The 24,038-nt window shown below is 42.4% G+C and carries 24 protein-coding genes and 3 pseudogenes; 16 read left to right on the forward strand and 11 right to left on the reverse strand.

Annotated elements, in window-relative coordinates:
- Window positions 1-339: 339 nt before the first annotated feature.
- Window positions 340-711 carry a hypothetical protein gene (locus tag AB6C75_RS18380; RefSeq protein WP_017097360.1) on the reverse strand — a complete coding sequence of 124 codons (372 nt, stop codon included), beginning with the start codon at window positions 709-711 and terminating at the stop codon, window positions 340-342.
- A gap of 174 nt (window positions 712-885) precedes the next feature.
- Here AB6C75_RS18380 and AB6C75_RS18385 point away from each other — a divergent pair.
- A pseudogene (locus AB6C75_RS18385) lies at window positions 886-1,928 on the forward strand (IS630 family transposase).
- 198 nt (window positions 1,929-2,126) lie between these two features.
- Here AB6C75_RS18385 and AB6C75_RS18390 read toward each other — a convergent pair.
- The 9 genes and pseudogenes from AB6C75_RS18390 to sctN form a co-directional block, all read right to left on the reverse strand.
- Window positions 2,127-2,527, reverse strand: a pseudogene (locus AB6C75_RS18390) (IS3 family transposase); the annotation flags it as partial.
- A 114-nt stretch (window positions 2,528-2,641) separates the two neighbouring features.
- Window positions 2,642-3,694, reverse strand: a complete 1,053-nt coding sequence (sctU, locus tag AB6C75_RS18395; protein WP_372046964.1) for a type III secretion system export apparatus subunit SctU — start codon at window positions 3,692-3,694, stop codon at window positions 2,642-2,644.
- Between the two features lie 287 nt (window positions 3,695-3,981).
- Window positions 3,982-4,764, reverse strand: coding sequence for a type III secretion system export apparatus subunit SctT (gene sctT / locus AB6C75_RS18400; RefSeq protein WP_029222875.1), 783 nt, complete (start codon window positions 4,762-4,764; stop codon window positions 3,982-3,984).
- Window positions 4,761-5,027 carry a type III secretion system export apparatus subunit SctS gene (sctS, locus tag AB6C75_RS18405; protein WP_017096439.1) on the reverse strand — a complete coding sequence of 89 codons (267 nt, stop codon included), beginning with the start codon at window positions 5,025-5,027 and terminating at the stop codon, window positions 4,761-4,763. Before sctS ends, sctT begins: the two co-directional genes overlap by 4 nt.
- A gap of 13 nt (window positions 5,028-5,040) precedes the next feature.
- Complete coding sequence (vscR, locus tag AB6C75_RS18410) at window positions 5,041-5,691, reverse strand: SctR family type III secretion system export apparatus subunit VscR (protein WP_017096440.1); 651 nt, start codon at window positions 5,689-5,691, stop codon at window positions 5,041-5,043.
- On the reverse strand, window positions 5,688-6,653 hold the full coding sequence (gene sctQ, locus AB6C75_RS18415; protein WP_372046968.1) for a type III secretion system cytoplasmic ring protein SctQ: 966 nt from the start codon (window positions 6,651-6,653) through the stop codon (window positions 5,688-5,690). Before sctQ ends, vscR begins: the two co-directional genes overlap by 4 nt.
- Window positions 6,653-7,699 carry a type III secretion system needle length determinant gene (locus tag AB6C75_RS18420; RefSeq protein WP_372108592.1) on the reverse strand — a complete coding sequence of 349 codons (1,047 nt, stop codon included), beginning with the start codon at window positions 7,697-7,699 and terminating at the stop codon, window positions 6,653-6,655. The genes sctQ and AB6C75_RS18420 overlap by 1 nt, the downstream gene beginning before the upstream one ends.
- Before the next feature lie 9 nt (window positions 7,700-7,708).
- Entirely contained in the window at window positions 7,709-8,170 is a 462-nt protein-coding gene (gene sctO, locus AB6C75_RS18425) for a type III secretion system stalk subunit SctO (protein WP_017096443.1), read from the reverse strand.
- A complete protein-coding gene (gene sctN, locus AB6C75_RS18430) occupies window positions 8,167-9,489 on the reverse strand; it encodes a type III secretion system ATPase SctN (protein ID WP_017096444.1) in 1,323 nt (440 codons plus the stop codon). Before sctN ends, sctO begins: the two co-directional genes overlap by 4 nt.
- Before the next feature lie 186 nt (window positions 9,490-9,675).
- On the opposite strand from sctN, the gene sctW reads away from it, so the two are divergent.
- The 12 genes from sctW to vopD are packed head-to-tail and all read left to right on the forward strand — an operon-like array spanning window position 9,676 to window position 19,403.
- Window positions 9,676-10,569 (forward strand): type III secretion system gatekeeper subunit SctW, encoded by an 894-nt coding sequence (sctW, locus tag AB6C75_RS18435; RefSeq protein ID WP_017096445.1) that lies wholly within the window; start codon window positions 9,676-9,678, stop codon window positions 10,567-10,569.
- A complete protein-coding gene (locus AB6C75_RS18440; protein ID WP_017096446.1) occupies window positions 10,550-10,834 on the forward strand; it encodes a TyeA family type III secretion system gatekeeper subunit in 285 nt (94 codons plus the stop codon). The genes sctW and AB6C75_RS18440 overlap by 20 nt, the downstream gene beginning before the upstream one ends.
- The gene (gene sycN, locus AB6C75_RS18445; protein ID WP_017096447.1) at window positions 10,821-11,195 is read left to right on the forward strand and encodes a type III secretion chaperone SycN; all 375 of its coding nucleotides are present in this window, start codon (window positions 10,821-10,823) and stop codon (window positions 11,193-11,195) included. The genes AB6C75_RS18440 and sycN overlap by 14 nt, the downstream gene beginning before the upstream one ends.
- Window positions 11,192-11,569: a type III secretion system protein VscX gene (vscX, locus tag AB6C75_RS18450; protein WP_017096448.1), complete on the forward strand. Its 378-nt coding sequence runs from the start codon at window positions 11,192-11,194 to the stop codon at window positions 11,567-11,569. Before sycN ends, vscX begins: the two co-directional genes overlap by 4 nt.
- A 5-nt stretch (window positions 11,570-11,574) precedes the next feature.
- A complete protein-coding gene (gene vscY, locus AB6C75_RS18455) occupies window positions 11,575-11,913 on the forward strand; it encodes a type III secretion system chaperone VscY (RefSeq protein WP_017096449.1) in 339 nt (112 codons plus the stop codon).
- Entirely contained in the window at window positions 11,897-14,023 is a 2,127-nt protein-coding gene (gene sctV, locus AB6C75_RS18460) for a type III secretion system export apparatus subunit SctV (protein WP_102249940.1), read from the forward strand. Before vscY ends, sctV begins: the two co-directional genes overlap by 17 nt.
- The gene (locus AB6C75_RS18465) at window positions 14,023-14,457 is read left to right on the forward strand and encodes an LcrR family type III secretion system chaperone (RefSeq protein WP_017096451.1); all 435 of its coding nucleotides are present in this window, start codon (window positions 14,023-14,025) and stop codon (window positions 14,455-14,457) included. Before sctV ends, AB6C75_RS18465 begins: the two co-directional genes overlap by 1 nt.
- Window positions 14,458-14,497: 40 nt before the next feature.
- Window positions 14,498-14,788, forward strand: a complete 291-nt coding sequence (locus tag AB6C75_RS18470) for an LcrG family type III secretion system chaperone (protein ID WP_017096452.1) — start codon at window positions 14,498-14,500, stop codon at window positions 14,786-14,788.
- Window positions 14,789-14,798: 10 nt separating this feature from the next.
- Window positions 14,799-16,685, forward strand: a complete 1,887-nt coding sequence (locus tag AB6C75_RS18475; protein ID WP_372046956.1) for a virulence-associated V antigen — start codon at window positions 14,799-14,801, stop codon at window positions 16,683-16,685.
- A gap of 12 nt (window positions 16,686-16,697) precedes the next feature.
- A complete protein-coding gene (locus tag AB6C75_RS18480) occupies window positions 16,698-17,189 on the forward strand; it encodes a SycD/LcrH family type III secretion system chaperone (RefSeq protein ID WP_017096454.1) in 492 nt (163 codons plus the stop codon).
- 3 nt (window positions 17,190-17,192) lie between these two features.
- On the forward strand, window positions 17,193-18,392 hold the full coding sequence (gene sctE / locus AB6C75_RS18485; RefSeq protein WP_017096455.1) for a type III secretion system translocon subunit SctE: 1,200 nt from the start codon (window positions 17,193-17,195) through the stop codon (window positions 18,390-18,392).
- Between the two features lie 9 nt (window positions 18,393-18,401).
- The gene (gene vopD, locus AB6C75_RS18490; protein WP_305373704.1) at window positions 18,402-19,403 is read left to right on the forward strand and encodes a type III secretion system translocon subunit VopD; all 1,002 of its coding nucleotides are present in this window, start codon (window positions 18,402-18,404) and stop codon (window positions 19,401-19,403) included.
- Window positions 19,404-19,784: 381 nt separating this feature from the next.
- Here vopD and AB6C75_RS18495 read toward each other — a convergent pair.
- A pseudogene (locus tag AB6C75_RS18495) lies at window positions 19,785-20,099 on the reverse strand (transposase); the annotation flags it as partial.
- Between the two features lie 377 nt (window positions 20,100-20,476).
- On the opposite strand from AB6C75_RS18495, the gene ati1 reads away from it, so the two are divergent.
- The 3 genes from ati1 to AB6C75_RS18510 all read left to right on the forward strand — a co-directional run bounded on the left by ati1 (window position 20,477) and on the right by AB6C75_RS18510 (window position 23,748).
- Window positions 20,477-20,926: an Ati1 family type III secretion system chaperone gene (ati1, locus tag AB6C75_RS18500; protein WP_017096458.1), complete on the forward strand. Its 450-nt coding sequence runs from the start codon at window positions 20,477-20,479 to the stop codon at window positions 20,924-20,926.
- A 30-nt stretch (window positions 20,927-20,956) separates the two neighbouring features.
- Window positions 20,957-22,444 (forward strand): VPA0450 family T3SS effector inositol phosphatase, encoded by a 1,488-nt coding sequence (locus AB6C75_RS18505; protein WP_017096459.1) that lies wholly within the window; start codon window positions 20,957-20,959, stop codon window positions 22,442-22,444.
- A gap of 809 nt (window positions 22,445-23,253) precedes the next feature.
- The gene (locus tag AB6C75_RS18510; protein WP_017096461.1) at window positions 23,254-23,748 is read left to right on the forward strand and encodes a YscW family type III secretion system pilotin; all 495 of its coding nucleotides are present in this window, start codon (window positions 23,254-23,256) and stop codon (window positions 23,746-23,748) included.
- The last annotated feature ends 290 nt before the right edge of the window (window positions 23,749-24,038 follow it).

The following is a 24,038-nucleotide window of genomic DNA, read 5'->3' on the forward strand; positions in this document are numbered from 1 at the left end:
ACAACCGTATGATTTGTTGTATTAATTTTACACTCTTGAAAAGAGCCCCATCTCGCCCGACTTTATTACCAGGCGCTACATAGATAGCCATACAAAACCTTTAAACTAGTTTAACAGCAATATTGTTCATATTTGATGTAGTGATGAATCTAAGAAAAACAAGGTTATCCGTAAAAAGACATACGTTTTAAAAAACTCACTAAAAAAAATTATTGGTGTTCATTATTCCTATGTTCAATTGCGTGACTCCGTAACGCAGAACAGCTCCTAATAGGGAGCTGTTCTTGTGTCTAAATTTGGGTTCACACTAAGTGCCGTTACGTTAAATAAATGAAACAACTAGTCTACCGAGCTAAACGTGTATCCCTCACGAGGGATAAACGGAGCTCGGAAATCGCCTTTTAAAAAGTAATAGATATCTTGTGAGTTATCATGGACAACCTCGTAGCAGCTTTCCCCACTACCAAAGTTTGAACAATATTTATTATTTTTAATGCGCCATGTGCCTTCGCTGGGTTTTACATCACCACTACTCATCCACCACGTTGTTCCTGAATCGGAAAAATATTGAACTGTTTTTTTCCCGTAATGAACACCATGAATAGTATTATTGCTAAGCAACAAATCTACTTCTGGTGAATTAACCGGCACTTCTTTAGCTAAGACAGAACATGTTACTCCTAGAAGTATTACTGCAATGATTTTTTTCATTTATATCTCCATTATATTTATAATTACGTTAAATCGCATATATATAAACCCAATTCAGATTTAATATCAATTTAAATTTAATATCAATTCAAAAAATGAATAATTAGAGCAAATTTGATTGGTATTTATACCCGTGATCATTGAAGATGCTTGATTTTCTTTAGAATCAGGATCATGCTACGAGCCATGAAAATTACACTGACTCCTCAACAGAAACTACAACTCGGACAAATGCACGACAATGAACGTGACAGTCGAGTTTGCGACTGTATTAAGGCTGTTTTGCTAGCTTCTGAAGACTGGAGTCAGACTATGATTTCACAAGCCCTTCGTATTAATGAATCGACCGTTGCACGTCACCTCAGTGACTACGTTCTTTCTGAAAAACTTAAGCCTGAAAATGGCGGAAGCCAAAGTAAACTTTCTGCTACTCAAACCATGCACCTAATCTAGCATTTGACTGAGAAAACCTATTCTCATACTCATCAAATTGTCGCCTATGTTAAAGAGACATTTGGACTTGATTACACGGTTTCTGGTATGAACAAATGGCTTCACCACAATGGCTTTAGCTACAAGCAGCCGAAAGGCGTTCCACACAAGTTTGATGAAGCAAAACAACAAGCCTTCATAGATGGTTATAAATCACTAAAGGCAAGCTGTGGCAAGGGTGAAACGATAGTTTTTATCGACGCTGTTCACCCAACCTTATCAACCAAAATATCTCATGGCTGGATACGTACTGGTCAGGATAAAGTGATTGAAACAACGGGTAATCGCAGCAGGTTGAACATTATTGGTGCACTGAACCTGTCGGATATTGGTGCCACCATTGTTCACGATTACGAAAGCATTAACAGTGAAAGTATTGTTCACTTTTTCTGTAAGTTAAGAGAGAGCTATCTGTTAGCCCATAAGCTTCATATCATCTTAGATGGTGCAGGATATCACCGCAGTGACTTAGTCAAAGATGCGGCGTTTGTCCTAAATATCGAACTGCATTATCTTCCACCTTATAGCCCAAACCTAAACCCAATAGAGCGGCTATGGAAAGTAATGAATGAGAAGTCGAGGAACAATGTTTACTTCAAAAGCAAACGGGATTTCAAGGCGGCAATAGGTCAATTTTTTACTGTGACTCTTCCAGAGATCGCAGGCTCTTTGACATCTCGAATTAATGATAAATTCAAGTTCTCAAGCCTGCATCTTCAAGTTGATTGGGTATATAGCCACTATCATTATGTTCAATCGTGTGAATCTGTTCTTGTAGGCGTTGTTGATCAAATCAGCTTGAGGTTCAACGACGCCATATTTGACTAATAGTTAGCTTCTAACAGGCATACCTAGTCCTATGACTTTGTTTATAGCTTTGACATTCGCCCTAATGATCTGCTCCAGTTAGACTGGAGAAGGTATTAAGCGACATATTGTTTTTCAAAGTTAATTGGGCTTAGATACCCAAGAGCCCTGTGCCTTCTTGTTCGATTATAAACAACTTCGATGTATTCAAAGAGTGCTTGAAGCATCTCTTCTCGCATCATTATCGGCTCGTCTTGGACAGCTTCTACTTTCATTGAGTGGAAAAAGCTTTCAAAACAGGCGTTCCAACAATTACCACGACGGCTCATGCTTTGAGTTATACGATATCGACAAACTCTCCGCTTGCCATCTGTCTTGTGTTTTTTGACTTTCCATTCACCTTCGCCATCAACCATTGGCCAGTCGCATCAATGGCTAGGTGCTGTATTGCTTTTCTCGTTTTTGGCTTAAATGAGACCTCTACTTTCTTTGCTCTACGATTGAGCCTGGTGTAATGCACAACCAATAGCTTACGGAGAAATGGATCATTTTCATGTCTTAAAAATTGTATCTTCAAGTTGAGTGAGTCGAGTACTAGCGATATTTACCTTGAACCACATAGTTTTCTCGCTTATTGCTCTTCAGATTGCTCCAGAGACGCAACCCAGCGCAGGATCTCTGCGGTGGCTTCAATAAGATCGCCAGGAATGTATTGGTCTAACTGCCCATCCACATATAACGCACGTGCGAGCGGTACTTTCTGCATCACCGGAACCCCTTCTTCTTTGGCAATCGCAATCATACGCTTTGCCATCGCATCAGTCTCTTTTAGGGTAATCACAGGCAGAGGTGTTTCGCCCTTTTTATAGTACAAACCGATGGCAATGTGTGTTGGGTTTGTAACCAGCACATTCGAGCGTTTAACGTTATCTCTTTGGTTAGAAGTTTGCATTTCTTGGTGCAGTTGACGACGTTGACTTTTTATTTCAGGGCTGCCTTCCATCTCTTTGTATTCACGTTTCACTTCATCTTTGGTCATCTTTAACTGTTTAGTGTGGTCGAACTTTTGGTAAGAAAAATCGGCTGCGGCAATCACAATAAAGCCTACCGCAGAGATCATCATTAATTGTTTGATTAATACGCCAGTGATGATCGGTACACACTCTAACCCACAGGTAGGTATCTGCAGTAACGTGTTTAAGTTACCTTTCAGCGTTATCCAAATAATGCATGAAAGTAACGAAACTTTGAGAATGGACTTAATAAACTCAATGATACTCTTTAACGAAAAAATTCGCTTTGCCCCTTCGACTGGATTGATCTTCTTGATGTCCGGTTTGACAGACTCGCCACTAAATAGAAAGCCGAACTGTCCCATGTTAGCCATGATGGCGACTAAGGTTGCAATCAAGAGGATCGGCGCAAGCAGATAAACCATTTCTTTGGCGATGGCGATAGCTACGTCGAGTAGTGCATCTTGAAAGCCCTGATATGCCAATTTGCTTGGCAGTAAAATTAGGGCAGATATGTGCGACATATAGTAATCGGCGAATGCAAACAACACGACAATCAAAGACAGAATCAATGAAGATGAAATGATTTCCTGACTTTTTGCAACTTGCCCTTTTTGGCGGGCATCCCTGAGTTTTTTTGGGGTGGGGAGTTCAGTTTTTTCTCCGCTCATTATTAGGACCTGTTTATTTATTTTGGTTGAATTTTGTTCGAGATAAAGCGTTTTAATCAGGTGAGAGGCGGACGGCTAATTCCTTTTCGCCGAATCGTTCTAAGTAAATCCCTCTCAACAAAGAGTAAAACGTTTTAGCTGAACTCTTTGGACGGCGTTTGTGGTTTCTTTCCACTGCATTATAGGTTTATCGAATAGAGTTACCACATTTCAAAGCATCTATTTTTGCAAGAACAATCTACAAGTCGCTGCAAAAATAAGTTCGAGAGATAAGCAGACTCTAGCGATTACCAAATAGTGTTTAGCTGCTCTGAGAACAGTGCGATTTCAGAGAAAAGTGCTTGAAAGTGGTTCATCATCAGAGCCAGATACACAATCAATAACACACTGGCGATGGCACTTTTGATCGGCATTGCCAAGAAGAAAACGTTGAGTTGTGGTGCGAATCGGCTGATGAGCGCAAGCCCAAACTCGGCAAGGAACATCGCCAGTACTATAGGCGCAGACATCAAAACTCCAAGCCACATTAATTGCTCAAATTGGTCGTAGAAAAAGCGTGCCCACCCTTCTGTTATGGTTGGAAAAAAACCTATCACAGGCCATGACGAGTAACTGGAAAATAGCGCATAAAGAAAAGTGACAAAGCCACCGCCCGAGAAGAACAAAGTGATCAGAGTTTGAGTCAACAATACCGCCGTTGGCGTCGATTGCGAACCGAGGGTGGGGTTAAACATGCTCGCCATGGCTGCGCCTCGCTGGTTATCCACGAGAAAGCCTGCCGCCTCGATTGCCCAAAAGGGGATCGCCGCAATAAAGCCAATGAGCAGACCCAATAACACCTCTTTCCCCAAGATAACCATTAACCAGATTCCATCCGTTTCTGCAGGTAAATTTTGTTGATTAATTATAGGAAATATAAAAAGTGCAAGAGAACACAAGATTCCATTTCTCACCATGGTGCCACCCAGCATTTGCTTGTTTAAGATCGGCAGGAATATAAAACAAGCCATTAACCTAGGAAGCGTTAAGCTGTACAGGAACAGTGCGTGGTGCAAATCATCGTAACTCATCGTATTTGTGGGATTTTATCTAAGGTCAAGGTTGCAAACGAATGCAGCTCGGCGCCCAACCACTGTGCGGTAACAAACAAGGTAATTATGACGGCAATCAGTTTAACGACAAACCCCAACGTTTGTTCTTGAACTTGAGTCAGTGCTTGGATGAGTGAGACTAAGGTGCCAACAAACGCCGCAACCAGAATCGGTGGCAGCGACAAGAATAGAACAAGCGTTAAAGCCTGAGTGGCAAAGTGGATTATTTCGGCCGGATTCATATTTCTCTCCTCACTATCCGTAGCTGAGTACTAAGCCATGAGTTAGCTTGGTCCAACCGTCAAGTAACACAAAAAGCAGTAGTTTGAATGGTAGCGAAATTGTCATCGGCGATACCATCATCATCCCCATTGCCAGTAGGATGTTGGACACGATTAGGTCGACAGCGATGAAGGGCAGATACAACAAGAAACCAATCTCAAATGCCCTAGTTAGTTCACTGACCGTGAAGGCGGGGAGTAACAACAATAAGCTGTCTGACTCTAAGCGGTCGAAGTACTTCTGTGGCCACAAGGTTCTCGCAGCATCGGTAAAAAACACCGTTTCAGTTTCACGGATGTGTTTTTTCAAAAACTCTCGATATGGCTGCAGTCCGCTTTCAATCAGCCCTTCAACACTGTCGGAATCTTCTAGGGATATTTCATGTTGTGTAACGTAGTCGTAGGTTTCAAATCCTACTGGTGCCATAATGAAGATCGACAAAATTATCGCCAATCCGTACAGCGCCATATTGGGTGGTATTTGTTGTACACCCAGTGCGTTTCTCAATAGAGAGAACACCACAGCAAGCTTTACGAAAGAGGTCGCCATCATTGCAATGAAAGGAACCAAAGCAAGTAGGGCGAGCGTGACGATTAGGTTCAGTTCATCAGGTAACTGGATCATGCTGGCTCCTGACTACCGCCAAACAATTCGAGAACGCGAACACCTAAGCGTTCATTGATGCTCACAAGTTCACACTCACCAATAATTCTTCCGTTTGCTCGCATAGTGACCGGGTTTGAAATTGGCTGGTTAAGCTCAAAGGTAAAGCCAGGTTGTAGCGCGTTAAGTTGTTCTAAAGTTATGGTTTGCTGACCAACATCAAAAGTGAGTTCAATTGGCAGTTGCTTGTGGTCGGTAAGTACTTCAGAGCTATTGATATCGTTCATATTGGTTTCTTTATCTAGGATGTGGAGTATGGTTTCGTCGAGTTGGCATCGCCAAAGGTTTTGATTGGATATCTGAAAGAGCACTTGATGTTGTGCGATGTAGCAATCATCGAAAAACACCACATCCCCCAATTCCAGTTGCTCGAATTGGCTGACTGCCAAACGTGTTTTGCCAAAACTCAACCAGAATGGTAGTGCAATATTTTGACTTAGGTAAGATGGTGCTTGTGGCAACGCGCCAAGTAGCACATCTCGACCTTCATGCACCCAGAGGCTAAGAGATGCGTCATCACGGTTGATGGTGAGCATCAATACATTCTCTTGCTGAGTTTGCTGTTCAAGAGGTTGTAACTTGCTTAAGACAGGAAGCTGCCCAAAAAGACGTTTAATCACATCGGTGTATGGTTCAATCTGGCTATTGAGTAACGCCAATTGCAATGAGTTTGGTAGTGATTCAAAAGCCGTTGAGTCAAGCATGTCATGTAACCACAACTGTAATTGCGCACCACAAAAATCTATTTTGATCGTTTGCCCTCCAATGAATAACGCCAAACGATAGCCAGTAAATTGAGGTTTTGGCCCTAGCGTAACCGACAGGCTGTTGCTCAGGCTATCTTGAAAGTGGCATTGTTTCGCACATAGTTGATTGCTTAGCGAGATGCTTGATGCGTCGACTTTAGGGAAATTAAGTATCATCATTCGTCCTCAGGCTTCCATTCATCATAAATACTGCGTTGTTGTCGAGAACGTTGTTGATCTTGTTGTTGGTTCATTTGCTCGCTGATTGAGATTCGAATCGGTTGTTCAATCCCCAAGCGTTGTAAGCGCTCAACCAATTCTTGTTTAGCGTTTGGGTTGATTAGCGAAAGGGCATGCTCTTGTTTAATTAAGACGCTGTAACCAGAACTGTCGTGCTTAATGGAGATCTCACCACCTTTCAATTGACCTTCATTGAGAAACAGTCGGACCTCCTTCTCGTTCGCTTTTGGGAGAGAAACATAGATCTTTTCGACCAACTTACTAATCAGATCGTTCACGTTTCTTGCCGAGCTGTGAGGTGTTTGCGCCTCCATACTCTTTAGGATCACATCACCTTGAGTAGTCGGTTGGTTTATATTCGCCGCCGAGTGCAGTTTGGTGCCCACTTCAGAGGTTGAATGATGTAAATCAATGCGCTTTAAGGGTTTTAGCTTCTCTTCAAATGCGGACAACGTAGCTTTCGCTTCTGTGTTAATCTGCGCGTTACTTAAGGTTACCGCTTCTTTTACTGTCGTATCGGGCTTTAGTCGCTGACCATTCAAGACGTTTTGCACAGAGGTAGCGGCTTTACCATCAAACTGGATTGGCGCTGGTTGAGTATTCAAGCCTTTTGGGAAACCGTCAATAATGTCTTTGGGATCGAGATACAAGCCATCAAGAGATGCGCTTGAATCCGTTGAATCCGTTGAATCCGTTGAATCCGTTGAATCCGTTGAAACCGTTGAATCCGTTGAATCCGTTGAATCCGTTGAATCCGTTGAAACCGTTGAAACCGTTGAAACCGTTGAATCCGTTGAATCCGTTGAATCCGTTGAATCAGCTTGGTCTTTGGCACTCTTTTGCTGAAGATTGGCTGGCTGAGTTTTAGGCTTCAGAGCATTGTTAAAGATAGATTCAAGTTCTTCCGAGACGTTAGTCGCGGGACTCTGTCGAACCTTTTTGGGAAATTCTGCTGTGTCTGGGTGATCGTGTTTGACTCGCATTTTTACCTTCTATGAAACAATGGCACTACGAAACTCTTCTTGTTCGAGCTCTTCTTGGTACTGCACTTGACGTATTTGTTCAGCGATTTCTTGTTCGTTTAGCTGAATGAATTTTTCTTTGGTTTTATGAGCGGCGATTGCTTCTTTTTTTCTCTCTTTGAGCCGTTGAGCTTCTTGCTCCAATACTTTTTTGGCTTCAGCGGCTCGCTGCTTTAAATCGGCTTCTCTTTCCCTCAATAGTGCGATTTCTTGTCGCAATATCTCGAGTTCTTTTAGCACCACCATTTTCTGCTTCGCTTTGGTAAATCGTCGCTCTTCTTCTTCTTTTCGCCATTGGTGATAATCGACTACGGACTGCTCGGATTTTCGCCTTATAGAGAGGGCGTTGTTGACTCGGTACTCTTGCTGCTGAACTGCACTGTCAGCTCGCTCGGCACGAATCGTTTTGATCTCTAGTAACTGCTCGATCATAAGCCCGCGAGTCCTTGTAACTGAGTCACGGTTTCGTCGAGCTCACTTGTTTCGTGTGTGCCTTGACGTAAAAACGCTCGGATATCATCACTTTGATCAATGGCCATATCCGCGCGGTTATCAGCACCATGTTGGTATTCGCCAATTTTAATCAGCAGTTCAACTTCTTCATATTTTGCCAGCATTTCACGCATATGAGCTGCCGATGCTTGATGAGTTTTATCCACGATTTGGTTCATTACACGGCTTGCTGAACGAAGCACGTCAATGGCTGGGTAGTGGTTCATTGCGGCCAGTTTCCGAGAAAGAATAATGTGACCATCAAGTATTGATCGGGTCTCGTCGGCAACTGGTTCTGTCATATCGTCACCTTCTACAAGTACGGTGTACAGAGCGGTGATGGAGCCTTTGTCTGATTGGCCAGCACGTTCCATCAGTCTTGGCAATGCAGCAAAAACAGAAGGCGGATAACCTCGTCGTGTTGGTGGTTCACCTGCTGCCAAGCCGATTTCACGTTGAGCTCGGGCAAAGCGAGTGACAGAATCCATAAGCAGTAGGACGCGTTTACCTTGGTCACGGAAGTACTCTGCGATGGAGGTGGCCACAAACGCAGCTTTGGCACGTTCCATTGCAGGTCTATCTGAGGTTGCTACGACTAACACCGCCCTTGTCATGCCTTCTTCACCAAGGTCGTGTTCGATAAATTCTTTAACCTCACGCCCCCTTTCGCCGATAAGGGCGAGAACTGTGACATCAACGTCAGCGGAGCGGATGAACTTGGCGAGTAGGGTACTTTTACCACCACCAGCCGCGGCAAAAATACCCATCCTTTGTCCTTCGCCGCAGGTGAGTAATCCGTCTATCGAACGAACCCCCATGGAGATGGGATTTTCGATCAATTTTCGTTGCATCGGTGGCGGTGCATCTTTGTAAACTGGATACCAAGCACTCGGTTCTTTATTTTGGGTGCCATCAAACGGGCGACCCAGTCCATCCAGTACCTTACCTAACAAGTGGTTGCCAACGCCTACTTCATGCATTTTTCCAAGTGGACTCACTTCGGTGTTGGAGGAAATACCAAGCATGTTTCCAAGTGGAGTAAGTAACGCGTGATGTTGCTGAAAACCAACCACTTCCGCGAGAAGCGACAAGGTTTGGTCAGGGTTGCGCAACTCACAAAGTTCCCCAACACGAACACCAGGAACCACGGCTTTGATGATGGTGCCAGTAACTTGAGTAACTCGGCCGCGGATTTGTATCAAACGAGTTTGTCTGATAGCAGATTGTTGCGTTTCGGTGATGTATGAGAAATCGTTCAATTTAGGAAATATGCGTAATAACTGGTAGTGATAGAGTAGAAAGGATGGGGCAGTATTTATAGTGACTATTGGTCGGGAGTTTTTAGAAAACTAAAAATGCCCTAAAAAAACACGTCTGATTTTGACAGCCTATTGCAAATACAACATTTACACTCAAGTCATATTGTACGAAAGGAGTGCAAATGAGTGAGTATTATCAACAATCAAATTGCAACGGGTAACAAGTTTGACACGCCAATTCGAAGCGGTCATGAGTACGTACGTTCTGGGGAGTCAATTGGTGGAAACTATCGAGGCGAGAGCGTCCGAGTACACAATGCTACTCAATCATTATTTGACGCAATGGAGGAGCTGACGTCATTAGGCTCAGAAAAAGCAGAAAAAGATCTAACCAAACGTAAAGTAAAAGATGGTGGTCTTCGGGTTAATGAAGCTCATGAGTTGGTGTCTGAATATTTAAGGAAAGTTCCTGATCTTGAGAAGAACCAAAAGATCAAAGACCTTGCTACCAAGATGGCGGGTGGCAACTTATCAACGATCGCGCAGCTACAAGCTTACCTTAATGGCTTTTCTGAAGAGAAGAGTCACCAGTACCTTGCATTAAAGGCGGTAAAAAAGTTTCTCGGAGCGAACCCAGAAAGTAAGAATCTGTTGGCGCTGATTGACCAAGCCCTTCTGAACTTTGAGCAAAATCCAGATTCTTGGTCTCAGATTGATACCGAGATTCGTGTGTCGAGCTTTGCTGATGAATATAGCAAAGAGCAAGACTTTAGCAGTTTGCACCAACTACGCGGTTTCTATCGTGACACAGTACACAGTTACCAAGGCTTAGGCTCGGCATACAAGGATGTGGTTGAGCGATTTGGTGAAAAAGAGGTGTCCACCGCCGTCGACTTTATGTTGCAAGGTATGAGTGCAGATTTAAGTGTTCAAGGCAGTAATATTGATTCGGTTAAGCTGCAGCTTTTGATGTCAGATATGCAAAAACTTAAGACGCTGAATACCCTTCAAGATCAAGTTAGTAATATCTATCAGATGTTTAAACCTCAGCAGGCAAGCCATGGCTTATCAAGTTACTGATTTAATGTCGGATGTCATCGACTTAGTTGAGCAGCGCTGGGTGGGAAGCGAAGAGATATGGAACTTAGTGAACGCCATGAAGTTGGGGGCCATTGAGCGACAAATTAGTTTTTTACGAGAACTGCACAACTTAGTTCGGCATATTTCCATTGATGTGTTTAACGACGAAGAACAGCGGCAAAACCTAATACAAGCAATACAAAAAGTGCTTGATGAAGCGATTGATTTAGAAGAAGAGGAAATTTGGAACGATGAATTGGATTGATGCGTCAGTGGATGATTTTTGCCGAGGAATGGGGCTTGAAGCCGTAAATTTCTCGTCGGCTGGACGTGTTCAGTTGAGCTTTGAACAAAGCGGCACCTTGTACCTTGAGAAATATCAGGATTGTTTGTTTCTTATGTTGGTAAAAGCGCTGCCATGGCATCAATCTAATGAGTCAATTAAAAAGGCACTGAGCTTTTGTCATTCAGGGCAAGGGTGGCCATTCACTATTAAAACTGGGCTGTTCGATGAACAAGCGTTAGTTTTCTCAGCGCAAATTGAAGGCGATGAAGTTACCTTACCAACCATAGAACAAGCATTCGCGTTGCTAGTTCGTTTGCATAACGACGTGGTGAACTCATGAATCGGATTAGTACATTAAACGTTGGTATTGAAAGTTTTGCTCATATCTCTCTTGAGCAAGTCGAAAGCGACTTTCCACAACGTTTTCAACTGCTACCTGACGGTCAAGCCATCGCGACGCACCTAGAGAAATTGTATGAACTTCGCCCTTCAGAGCAGTACTTGATGCCACTCGCTAAGCCAAAGATTACACATACAGACTTACTTCGCCCAGAAAAATACCGTCAGCAGTTTGATATAACTCTGCAAAGACTTCAAGACTTGGCGAAGAAAAATGGTTCTCATACGCTAACTCAAGCAGCGGAAACGTTGCAAACTACTCAATTAGATCAACGTTATCTCACCATGGCGTTGAATCTACTGATTCAGGTTTAACTCCCATGTTACAAGCAAAAGATGTGGAGCTATTGCTTATCCACGGGGCTCTCCAAGTTCAATATAAAAAACCTAAACAAGCAATTATGTTACTCGAAGCGCTGTTGGAAATCGAACCTCAGCATAAAGAAGCTCGCCAAACATTAGCGGTAGCATGCCTGGATTTAGGGCGGTACGCTCGTTCAATCGAACTGTGCGAAAGCTTGTTGGAAGCCAACAACTCTAATGAAGCTGGTTTATGGTTTTGTCTTAGCCAAGCCCGCTGGAAACAAGATGATGTTGAGGGCGCGCGCCGCGCTCATCGCTGTTATATAAAATCTCTAAATAGTGAACCAAATGAATAAGTTGATCGATATTATTAACAAGGTTGGGCAGCGTAAAGACATCATGCTTGCCGTGATGCTACTGGCAATCGTCTTTATGATGATCTTGCCTTTACCTACGACATTGGTGGATGTACTTATCGGTACCAACATGAGTATAGCGGTCGTCTTATTGATGATTGCTATCTACATTACATCCCCCCTAGAGTTCTCTGCATTCCCAGCGGTTCTGTTGATCACTACACTATTTCGCTTGTCACTTTCTATCACTACAACACGACTTATCCTGCTGCAAGGTGATGCTGGTCAAATCGTTTCTACCTTTGGTAACTTCGTCGTGGGTGGTAACCTGGTCGTGGGCATCGTAGTTTTCCTGATCATCACAATCGTTCAGTTTATGGTGATTACTAAAGGTTCAGAAAGGGTAGCGGAAGTCAGTGCTCGATTCTCCCTTGATGCGATGCCGGGTAAGCAAATGAGTATAGACGGCGATATGCGCGCCGGGGTAATCGATGTTCATGAGGCGCGTCATCGCCGTTCAGTGATTGAAAAAGAAAGCCAAATGTACGGCTCTATGGACGGGGCGATGAAGTTCGTAAAAGGAGACTCTATTGCTGGTCTGGTGATAATCGTGGTGAATATTCTTGGCGGTGTAACCATAGGTGTGACTCAAAAAGGCATGTCAGCGTCGGAAGCATTGGAGCTATTTGCTGTTTTGACCGTAGGTGATGGCCTGGTATCGCAAATTCCGGCTCTCTTTATCGCGATTACTGCCGGTATTATTGTGACGCGCGTTTCGAATGAAGAGTCCTCTGACCTAGGCTCAGATATCGGAGCACAGGTTACAGCACAACCAAGAGCTTTGTTGATTGGCGGTGTGTTGCTAGTGTTGTTTGCGCTTATTCCCGGTTTCCCGAAGGTTACCTTCTTTGTTCTTGCTATTGTAGTCGGTGGTGGCGGCTTTTTCTTACTCCATAACAAAAAACAACAAAGTAAATTAAGCAGTGCCGACTTACCAAGTTTTGTTGCCCAAGGCGCGGGCTCGCCAGCCGCCAAATCGAACAAAGCGGCACCTCAGCGCAACAGCAAAGGAAAACTAGGTGAACAAGAAGAGTTCGCTATGACGGTACCGCTGCTAATCGATTTGGATGCTCGCTTACAAGAGAGCTTAGAAGCCGTCGCTTTGAATGATGAGCTCGCACGAGTAAGACGAGCGTTGTACCTAGATCTCGGCGTGCCGTTCCCGGGGATTCACTTACGATTTAACGAAGGGATGAGCAACGGTGAATACTTGATTCAATTGCAAGAAGTGCCAGTTGCCCGCGGTCGGATTCAAAGCTTAAAACTGCTGGTGACAGAAGATAATGAGCAGATCGATTTGCTTGGTATACCTTACGAGAAAGATGACGATTTTCTACCGGGAATTTCGAGTATTTGGGTAGACCACAGTCATAAAGTAAAACTAGAAAACAGCCAAGTGGGCTTTTTAACTCCCGACCGTATTTTGACTTACCACCTTTCTCATGTGCTAAAAGAGTACGCCCAAGATTTTATCGGTATCCAAGAGACTCGTTATTTGCTAGAGCAAATGGAAGGCAGTTATTCCGAATTAGTAAAAGAGACACAGCGTATTGTGCCTTTGCAAAAAATGACGGAAATCCTACAACGCCTTGTCTCTGAGGATATTTCTATTCGTAACTTACGAGTGATCTTAGAAGCAATGGTGGAGTGGGGACAAAAAGAAAAAGACGTGGTTCAGTTGACTGAATACATCCGTTCAAGTTTGAAACGCTATATTTGTTACAAGTACGCCAGCGGTCAAAATATGTTGCCAGCATACCTGTTAGATCAGAGCTTGGAAGATATGCTCCGTAACGGTATTCGTCAGACTTCGTCGGGCAGTTACTTAGCGCTTGACCCTTCCGTTACTCAACAGTTTGTCAGCGACGTTAAGCAAGCAGTTGGTGATTTGAGCCGTATGCCAAATAAACCAGTGTTAGTGGTGTCAATGGACGTACGCCGTTACGTGCGAAAATTGATTGAATCTGAATACTACGATCTGCCAGTGCTGTCTTTTCAAGAACTAACGCAACAAATTAATATTCAACCTTTAGGCAGGGTGGGAATGTAATGGCATGTGTACTCAGTCAGTCTTTAGTGACGTCAGGAATCAAAGTGAGGCCTTATTTCTGGCAGAAAAGCACTATCTTACTTGGCCATCGCTACGAATACGACGGTATGGAGCTCGTGTTCCGAGTAGACGATGGTGAAATTATCATCGTTTTGTTGCGAAGAATTACTCCAAACCAAGGTTTGAGCAATCCTTTCTCTGCACTGTTTTTACTCGCAGAACATGCTATCCGATTGTACCCACTCAACTGGATCATTCGTGGCAACGTTGACGTATTGCGTGGTAGCAATATGAGTAACCAAAGATTAGCGCAATTCTATTTGGGAGCCTGTGGTGCGAGTCACGATGAACAAGATGATTGGTACTACTTGCGCCTGAGTGACTACCGCCCACTTAAAAAGAGAAAGAAAGTAAAAACTCTCGACTGTTACTGACAGCATCTAATAGATGCTTCGCTTTAATATAGGTATCAAGATGAAGCAACCCTTTACCGAAACCATTGAAAAATCAGAACTTGCTATCCTTACTGCAGATGACCGAGCTGAAGTGTTCAATGAACTACTTGAAGGATTAGGTGTTGGTCCAGTAGCAGGAAATATTCTGCTTGATGGGTTAAACGCCGATCCCAAACTGATGAAACAAGCAGAACATGAATTGCTCGAGGAAGTACAACGCCGCAGACAACAACAACATCCGCTCCACGGCACTAATGCCGAAGGCTCTAGGCGCAAGCGGCCTGTGTTACTTCGTGGCATAGTAATTTAAAGGTTTTTAAATGACGGATATAAACAGAAGAAACCCAGTAGGTGGGGTAGGACCTCGACCAGAGCCGCAGACCTCATTTCAGGATCGTTTGGCTGATAAATTGGCTAATATTTTAGGGGAGCCAAATGCGGCTAAGTTGAAGGCGTTGATTAGTCAATTGCCTAAGGTGTTAGGGCGTAGTGAACAAGATAGCCTTGATCTTTATGCCAATTCATTGAGGAAACTACTAGAAAAACAAGCAGCATTTACTGGCACTGCTGCAGTTGATACTGCTGCTCATTGGATGAAATCGTTGCAAAATCAAGCGGTGAATGGTCAGATTTCACCTCAAGACTTGGTAAACGGAGTCAACAAAACACTTACTTACCAATTCCGAACTTGGTTCGAAAAGCAGTTAAGTGACAAGGTAGACAATTCGCTCCCTACAGACTTTATCAATCAGTTCCGCTTAGGAAGCCAGAGTACCCAAGAAGAACAAATAGCTAACTTAGATGCCGATGCACTTAAACAAGCTACTGCGAAGATCAGTGTGTTTATAAATTCACTTTCTCAGCAAATGAGCTCTAGTAAGGTTCGTGAGAACGCTATTTCTTTTTTGCGTAATGCATTTCGCAATCTAGGTTCGGTAGACATCAACGAGCTAAATAACTCGGATTATTTATTAACGAAAGAAAGCTTCAAAGCAGCAGTTTTAGCACAGCTTACTAGATCTTTAAATAATGCAGGTCTTACGCTAAGTGGCAGTGATGCACAACTTTTGGCAAATAAAATCACTTGGCTTCCAGGTATGTCTAAGCAGGAGCTTAGAGGAGGGCTGAACGATCTGGTGAACCAAGTAAAAGGTCAATACGCAAATGCTTATGGAGCAGGTTCGGTTAGTAAGCTGCAAATAGTACTTGATGCGGCAATTGCAAAGCTAAGGAGCTCATCTACGGATATAACGCTCTCTAGCTTATTCTCGAATATGGCTGTGAGTCTTATAAACACTCAAGTCGATGCCTTTTATAGCAGTCTTCACGAAGTGCAGAAGTTCCAAACTCCACAACAACAGGTTGACCAAATAAAACAGCATACAGCACGAGATATAAGATTTCAGTTTGAAAAAATGATGTTGAGGAAAGATGTTGGTATCGACTTTGCCACTCGTCATAAAAAAATGATGAGTAACCTAGCCGCTCTGAAAGCTCGTTTAAGTAAAATCACAGAAGATGAAAAGAAAATAACGGTAGGGACTGACGGTCAAAGGAAAGCAGATGTTAAAGCTGAGCACTCGTTAACCTCTCGTGATTTGTTATCTGTGATTGATTCGACTATTGGCGATCGTTTTGATGAGCGCGTGCTGTTTTCTTTAAATGAGCGTCGAGTGAACCGTCTTGAAAAGCGTAACGAGAAGAAAGAGGAACTCCAAGAGCTTACGACTAAACTAAAAATATTTGGTCAAGTCCAGACTACCATCAGTACAAAGTTATCGGAGATAATTAACTCAAGTACTGGTGATGGGCATTATTATCCAGACAGGCAGCATTTTACTTATAAACATTTCGGATATGAGACTCAACAAAAGTTTGAAAAAGGTAAGGAGTTTAAGTATTTAGAAAAACATATAACTCCAAGGGTTGGTTCTGATGGAGTTAAATACTTTACTCACAAACAATTTTTAGAGAATGCAGGAGTGACTGTTAGTCGCGATGTATATTATAACAATACAGATAACAAATACCTTAGTAATTTTTCTAGCTCGGTTTCAAGTAAGTCGAAGCCAATTAACGATTCTGTACAGTTAAAAACTACTGCGTTAAGCGACATCAGTTCCCAATACAACGCAACTGTTGAAGCTATGAATAAATTTGTTCAAAAGTACCACAATATTTTGCAAGCAATCCTACGAGCGATTTAAGGATAAATAACCATGACTACACAAAACCCGGTAACTGACCCATCTCAAATGCAAGCAGAGGAACTCCTTTCGTTTCTTGAGGAAGGTGGAACGTTAAAAATGCTGCACGATGTATCAGCAGATACCATTGAGCACATTTACGCTGTTGGATTCAATTTTTTCCAATCAGGAAAAATAGAGCAAGCCGGTAAGATATTCCAACTGCTTAGCATGCTTGACCACTACCAAGCACGATTTTTTATTGGTTTAGGAGCTGCTCGTCAAGAACTGGGTGAGTACCTGCAGGCGATTGACGCCTACAGTTATGCAGCGCTTGTAGATATTAATGACCCACGCCCACCTTTCCACTCTGCAGAGTGTTACCTAAAACTTGAGCAATTAACAGAGGCAGAGAGTGGGTTTTACAGCGCGAAGGGGATGTCTGCCGGAAAACCAGAGTATGCAGATTTGCATCAACGCGCAGGCATCATGTTAGAAGCGGTGAAAAACAAAAGGAGTAACTAGAATATGAATTCTATTGCACTAGACCGCACTCAGAGTCAGGCATACTTACCGGATTCTGGTCAAACAATGTTAGATAAGGTTACTAAGACTGCATCTCACGTGTCAGCTTCAGTAACGGTTGAAAACGTAAAAGGTAAAAAATCTGAAGTACCGAACACTGGTAAAGTTAAAGTTCAGCTTGATGCACCGAACGCTGCAGTTAGCGATAAGGTCAATGAATTAACGCTGAAAGCCATGAATCAACTACAAAAAATCGTTGATTCGATTGCCAAGGTTTTACATGCGGTCGCCGACAACACGGGCTCACTAGCAGTGAAAATCCTGGCAGGGTCAGCCGATGACTTTGAGGTAGAGCTAGCTGCTATCACAGACAAACTGAAGAGCGTACAAAACAAGCTTAAGATCCAAGAAGTAAAAGTAGCGAAAGCGAAACACGAACAAGAAATAAAGGATAACGAACAAAAACTCAAAGAGTCTGAAGCTGCGGCTAAAGAAGCGAAAAAATCGGGTCTGGTTTCCAAGATATTTGGGTGGGTCAGTGCCGCAGTTTCGATTATAGTGGGCGCTGTAATGGTGGCAACTGGTGTTGGAGCAGCAGCTGGTGCACTAATGATTGCCGGTGGTGTATTGGGTGTAGTCAGTATGGCTATGCAAGAACCAGCTGTTCAAAATGCAATGAAAGAAGCTGGCATTAATGTCGATGCTCTCAGCAAAGTTATGATGGCTTTAGAGATTGCGGTTGCGGTTATTGGGGCTGTTGTGACGTTTGGCGGCGCGGCTGCGGGCGGTATTGCTAAATTGGCGGGGAAAAGTGCCAGTAAAGTAGCACAAAAAATCACTGATATTGCGACTAAAGCGGCAGCTAATATGGCAAAAGTTGCAGATATGGGTTCTAAAGCAGCCACGACGACAGCTAAAGGTATTCGATTTGCTGCAGAGTCATTAGATCTTCTTTCTAATGTTGGTAAAGGCTCTGCCGATAGTGTTCATTCCAATAATAAAGCTAAAGTGACAGAAATTAATGCGGATCTTACTCAGCAGAAAGCGGAGAAGGTGCTGACTCAATCGGTTATTGATAAGCTTAAAAAAGAAATCGCTAAGATGATGGAAGGTTTCCAAGAGTTGATGAATGTCATCATGCAGATGATTCAGGCGAAAAGCGAAACGATGGAAACGGTAATGAATCGTCCAGCGACGGTTTAAGGAGGATTTATGTTAGATAAAATTGGTAAGACTGGGAATGCAGATCTATACGGTTTGGGTGAGATAGATAAAACGACTAAGGCTGAAAAAGCCCCCGAGACAAAAACCGAAGCAGCGGTTCGTGGTAACGATGAGACGGCGGTGTCAGGTGCTAAACATTATCTTTTGGAAGGACCTAAAGCGCCGAAAAGTGGAGAACAAGCTCGCGTGGTTGAAAAGCTGATGACCGCTTTGGCACCAACAGCAAATCTGCTTATGAAAACCCTAGAAAAAGCACTTCATGGTCAATCTGGAACTCAATCATCGTCAAATACGGTTTCGGAATCTCTTGCTTTGATGACCTTACTGTACCAAGTTTCGAAGTTAAGCCGAGAACAACAAACACTTGAACGTGAAATCGCGGTTGAAGCGAATGTAGCGAGCCTTAAGAGTCAAGCACAAGAGCTAAATAAATCTGCTAAAGCGATGATCGCAATGGCTGTAGTTTCAGGAGTTCTAGCCGGTGTAACGGCAATTTTGGGCGGAATAGGTTCTGCTAAAGCTGGTAAACAAATTAAAGCGGAAGCATCGACTAATACATTACTGAAAACACAAAAAGCTGGTGTAGATAAGGCTAATGATTTGTTGAACAATGGTGGGTTATCGAAAACTCAACAGCAACAGTTAAAGCGTGTTCAGGATGTCGGGCAAGACCGTCTTGGTAATTTGACTGATAAATTGACAAAAGGGGGGCGAAAGTTTGACAAAGCTACCACCTCTAATCAAGCGCGAAATTCGATTCTTCAGTCTCTTAGTCAGATGGCAAACTCAGCATCAAATGTAGAGCAAACTAAAGCTCAGGCTCGCGGTAAAGAAGATGAAGTTCTAGCGACACGTGCACAAGCATTGAAACAGAAAGCTGACGAAAATATTGGTTTTCAAGATAGTATGCTTAAAGAGCTGCGGGATCTGTTTCGCTCAATTGCTGATAGCCAAAACCAAGCATGGCGAGCATCTGCTCCTACCGTTTAAAACCACTGCGGATTAGAGTCCCCTTCTTCTAAAGTAGGTTGGCAATTTTTAGTAAGTCAGTAATGCAAGTTACTGGCTTTTTTCATGCATTTTATTTGGCAAATTCACACCTAGACTGAAATGCCGCCTAATTTCGTTAGACGTATGTATCAACTCTTCAATAAGCGTTTTAACTCGTTAAGATTTTTGTCCTGAGTCAGCAAGAACTCTTCCTTGAGGAGATCATTGACACGCTTATCTACGCTTTGTTGCGATTATCAACCCAATAATAAAACCCACTCCTAGCATAAGTTCATAGCCATTTTACTTTAGATTTTCCGCGATGTATGGAATCCACTCATTCTCGGCGTTGTTGATCAAATCAGTTTGAGGTTCAACGACGCCAAAAACTTTGAGACCAGTCGAGTCAATCGCTATATGGCGAATAGCTCCTTTGGATTTATTGCGATATTTGACCTGAACTGTCTTCGAACGGTTGCTGATACAGGTGTAGTCAGGGGACGTCAGTGGAACATCCAATAGCTCAAAGATAGAATCAATAAAGCCTTGAAGAGCACGTAATGGCGGATAGAAGATCCCCTTAATCATCAAGGCAGTTTCAATCGCGGTATCAGAATACTGAAAACCTCTACCACGCTTGCACAGAGCCTTATTGTATTCCGCCCAGTTAGTTATCTTCTTTTCCGCTTTACCCATGTCACCACCGTTCTAACTACCATAAAGGATCAGATCACAAGACTTGGAAAAGGTTCAACTGATTTAAGCAACAATGCATTCATTCTCTGTTACTAGGAGGACGATGAGCTTAAGAAATTACAATGCACAGGTGGGTGAAACTTATGCGATGAGCAAAGCGTTGAACAAGCTTACTGGGTTATAAAACTTGTCGTATTGACTAAGAAGCACACGAAACGGTGCGACTCTGTCTCTAAACTAAATTAAGCATCAAAGCCTCTTAAAGTTCATTGAGTATAAAAACTTCCGCCCGTATTTAATATCTTGCCATTCCCTCATCTTTATAATTCTTCTCACTACGAATAAGAACCCTCAGAAAAATACACAGAAGGAACACAATGGATATTTATCAGGAAAGTATCAGTTTTTTAGGTAACGGCGTGGATTTTGATGAAAACGGATTATTTCAATGTGAGTTATCATCGGATACGAATAATCATGATGAAGCACTTTTCTTAACCGTATTTAAGAACGAAACCACCATTAGCTTACACATGTCTCTCACCAGCCCTGTGGAGTTGCCAACCCCTCTTCCAGAAACGATTGCTATCGCGATTGGTGAACATGCTCTGGAACCTTTCCGTGGTGGTTTCGGTATCGGTCTAATGCCCGATAGCCGAAGGTTAACGAGCTACAAGGTTATTTTTCTCTCAAACAAACCTCAAGATTATGTGCAGAACACTTTTCAGCAACTGTTAGAAAGAATGGAGCAATGGCACCATTTTATTGAGCAAGCGGATAACGCAGAGACAATCCCAGAAACACTTCCTGCTGGGATCTTTGTTTAAGTTCCCTTATTTAAAATACGAGTTTAATGTATGTCTACAATTCAAATTAATAGCCAGCATCGAGGTAATTTAGACCTCGCAGATATTCAAAATATTAAAAGTAGCGCCAAAGAAGGCGATACCGTTAAATTTGGTTCTGTATTTGGTAAAGAGTACAGCGTAACTAAAAATAGCGATGGTGACGTTACTCTAAAACAAAAAGAAAACCGAAGCTTTTTTAATCGTTTCTTTAGTAAAGCCGATTCTTCAAAAAACGGTGATTTAAAGCTGAATCAGATGAATCAACAACTGCATAAAAAAGAAGGCAGCGGCAACGTTAAGGTCTTAACTTTGACCTATAACCAAGCAAACCAAAAGATGCCGGAAGACACAAAGAACTACTTCCAGAACCTGATTCAAAAAGGTGACTATGATGTGGTTTTGTTTGCGGAACAAGAGTCTAAATTGCTTGCTAACGATCTTGAGCTTGATGGTATGAACCTTCTGAGTCAAAACAAAATGAAAGTTATGACGAAAGGTCTTGGTGAAGGTGTTAGCTACACTTCAATGTCCGTTTTTGCAAAAGACGGCGTCGATATTAACGTCAAAAAAGAGTCTGAATACCGTCATGGTATCGGTGGTCGAAACATGGAATTCTTCATGGGTATCACTGGTAACAAAGGTGGCGTAAAAACGGCTCTAGAGATCAATGGTCAAGCTCTAAACGTCATTTCTGCACACTTGGATTCTAACAAAGAAGTCAAACGTGAATTCGAAGGTAACAAGTTGATGGAAGGGAGCAAACCGCATGAAGAGGTTCTGATCACTGGTGATCTGAATGAGCGTGAAAAACGCACCGCTCAAGGTTCTGATGTGATGTACGATCCAGTCGCACATGATGATACGCATTTAGCCAAGCATGGCTTTAAGTTCAATCCTCTTAATAGTCACACTTACATGCAGCTTGATAAGCACACTGGTAATATTAAACAAAAAGAAGGTCGTGACCGACCTGACTTCGGTGAGCTCGATAATACTGGCTTAACAAATAAAACAGGCAACTTACAAAACCATGAAACCAGTGTTATCACTGAAGGGTTTGATAATGTCAGCGACCACAAGCCAGTACAGTCTACATTTGAAGTAAGAGGCTCTTCTCAAAAGCTGATTGAAAACGCACAAACACATACAGCAGAAGACTTCAAAAATGAAGCAGCGTACTTAAATCCTGGTACTGATCCGGCAAAAGCGACGTTTGATGATGTGACCTCAGCGAATCAAGCTCGCCTTGGTCTAGAAAACTTGAGTAGCGATGAACAAGCGTTTGTAAAAGAGAACTTCACTAGCTTTATCATCGGCAAAGATGCCATCTTTAGCCAGCTAACAAATGGCTTTATGGAAGAGATGCGTCAGCTTCACACTGCTAACCTGACCACCGGTCAACTACAGACTCAACAAATTGAATTGACCGAGAAATACGAACAGCTTAACCGCAAAGTAAACGCTCAGTTTAACCAGCAGTTCATTGCCAACCTTTAAGATAGACTCACCAGAATACCTATTTGTGAATCTATCTAGATGAATAGGAATGATGAATACAAAAGGTGATCGTAAGATTGCCTTTTCGTTCGATAGTAATCAACCTATATATACTCAAAAAGCGTTTGACGCATTTCGTTTCTTGTCATGATCTGCTCGCCTTGGCTCGCTTCAATTTTCGCTGGATAGAAAAAGTTTAAACTCAAGAATTTGTCGATATAAAGGATTAACGAGTGGTTAAAACTGAATTACGCAACAAAGTCGTCTGCTGTCAATAAATTATAATTTTGGATTGTTAACTTTAGCTAACAAGACCTGTTTACGACAGAAATGTATTCCCTTCGTTGTGAGTGATGGCGGGTAATAAGGATAAAACTAAGTGGTATCTAGGACTTTTTTTTTATTTTTTTGTTGTTAAATTATTGATTTTATTGATTTGTGTAAAAGTGATGCAATCGAGTTCATCCTTTATTTATAAAGATATTTCATTAGAATATAGATAGTTAGCAAGAACGGATAGAAAGCATGTTGTATATCGAGGGTTCAGCGCATTATATGATGAGGTCAGTTATGTTTTTGAGAAGCATGATTGCTTGATTTACTTTGGCGAACTGCCAAAGCAACGATTGCCCTTTTCTAAATGGTGCCAGTAAACAATGTATTTCATAAGTAGATAGTCGCGACCGTGCAAAGAGGCTATGCGTGCTCCATACGAAGGGGTGTCTCTGTATTGATGATACTAATTGCAGTGGTCAAATTGCTCCAGCCCTTGATAGATAACAACGGATAACCATAGCGAGTATAGCGAAATGCCCCTTATTACTGGATTAAACCGCTTTGATGCCATGGGTAACCATAACTTTGTCACTGACAATTTAGATGAATACTTGTCTCCTATGAAAAAGAACTCTTATTGCTTAATATTCCTTGCATTGATGCTAAGCGGTTGTGCAACCAAAAACCCAGTGTCAAATGGGTTTTCTAATCATCTTCAAGGAGCACTATTTGGTTGGATAACGTTTGATAATTACACCGCTCCAGTGAGCACATTTCTAAGCGTCGATGTGTGTCAGGTTTTAGATAGTCAGTGTTTTACTGTTTTACAACAAGAGTATCAAGGGGTTCAGTTACCCGTTCAATACTCGTTTGTTATTGCTCCGATTCAAGCTGGAAATGGCGAGATGAAAGTGCGCGCTATATTGCGTTATCAAGGTGAGATTATCGCAAAAAAGGAAGAGCGATATATCTTTACGCAAGGCAGTGTATATACCAACTTAAACCTAGAGGCTTATAATAATTACTAGGAAGTAATATTTTCCTTTATTATTATGTTTAATGCGTTGGAGGATATCCTAGTTCTAGGTATATTTAAAATAAGGTCATTGGGTTTTTTATTATGTAAGCATCAGTTCCTTTGAATATATATGGCTATCCCCAGGTGCTTTAATAAAGCATGTCGCACTTATTGGTTGGAATGTAAATCAAGCGAACTTTAAAAATACCACGTTCATGTGTTTAATGTAAAATTTCTTTTTGTATCACTAGGGCGTGTTGATCTTTCGTGAGTGTTTTTTGAACAGCATGGTAAAGAGTT

Source organism: Vibrio sp. 10N.237.312.B06 (genome assembly GCF_041464685.1).
Taxonomy (GTDB): Bacteria; Pseudomonadota; Gammaproteobacteria; order Enterobacterales; family Vibrionaceae; genus Vibrio; species Vibrio tasmaniensis_A.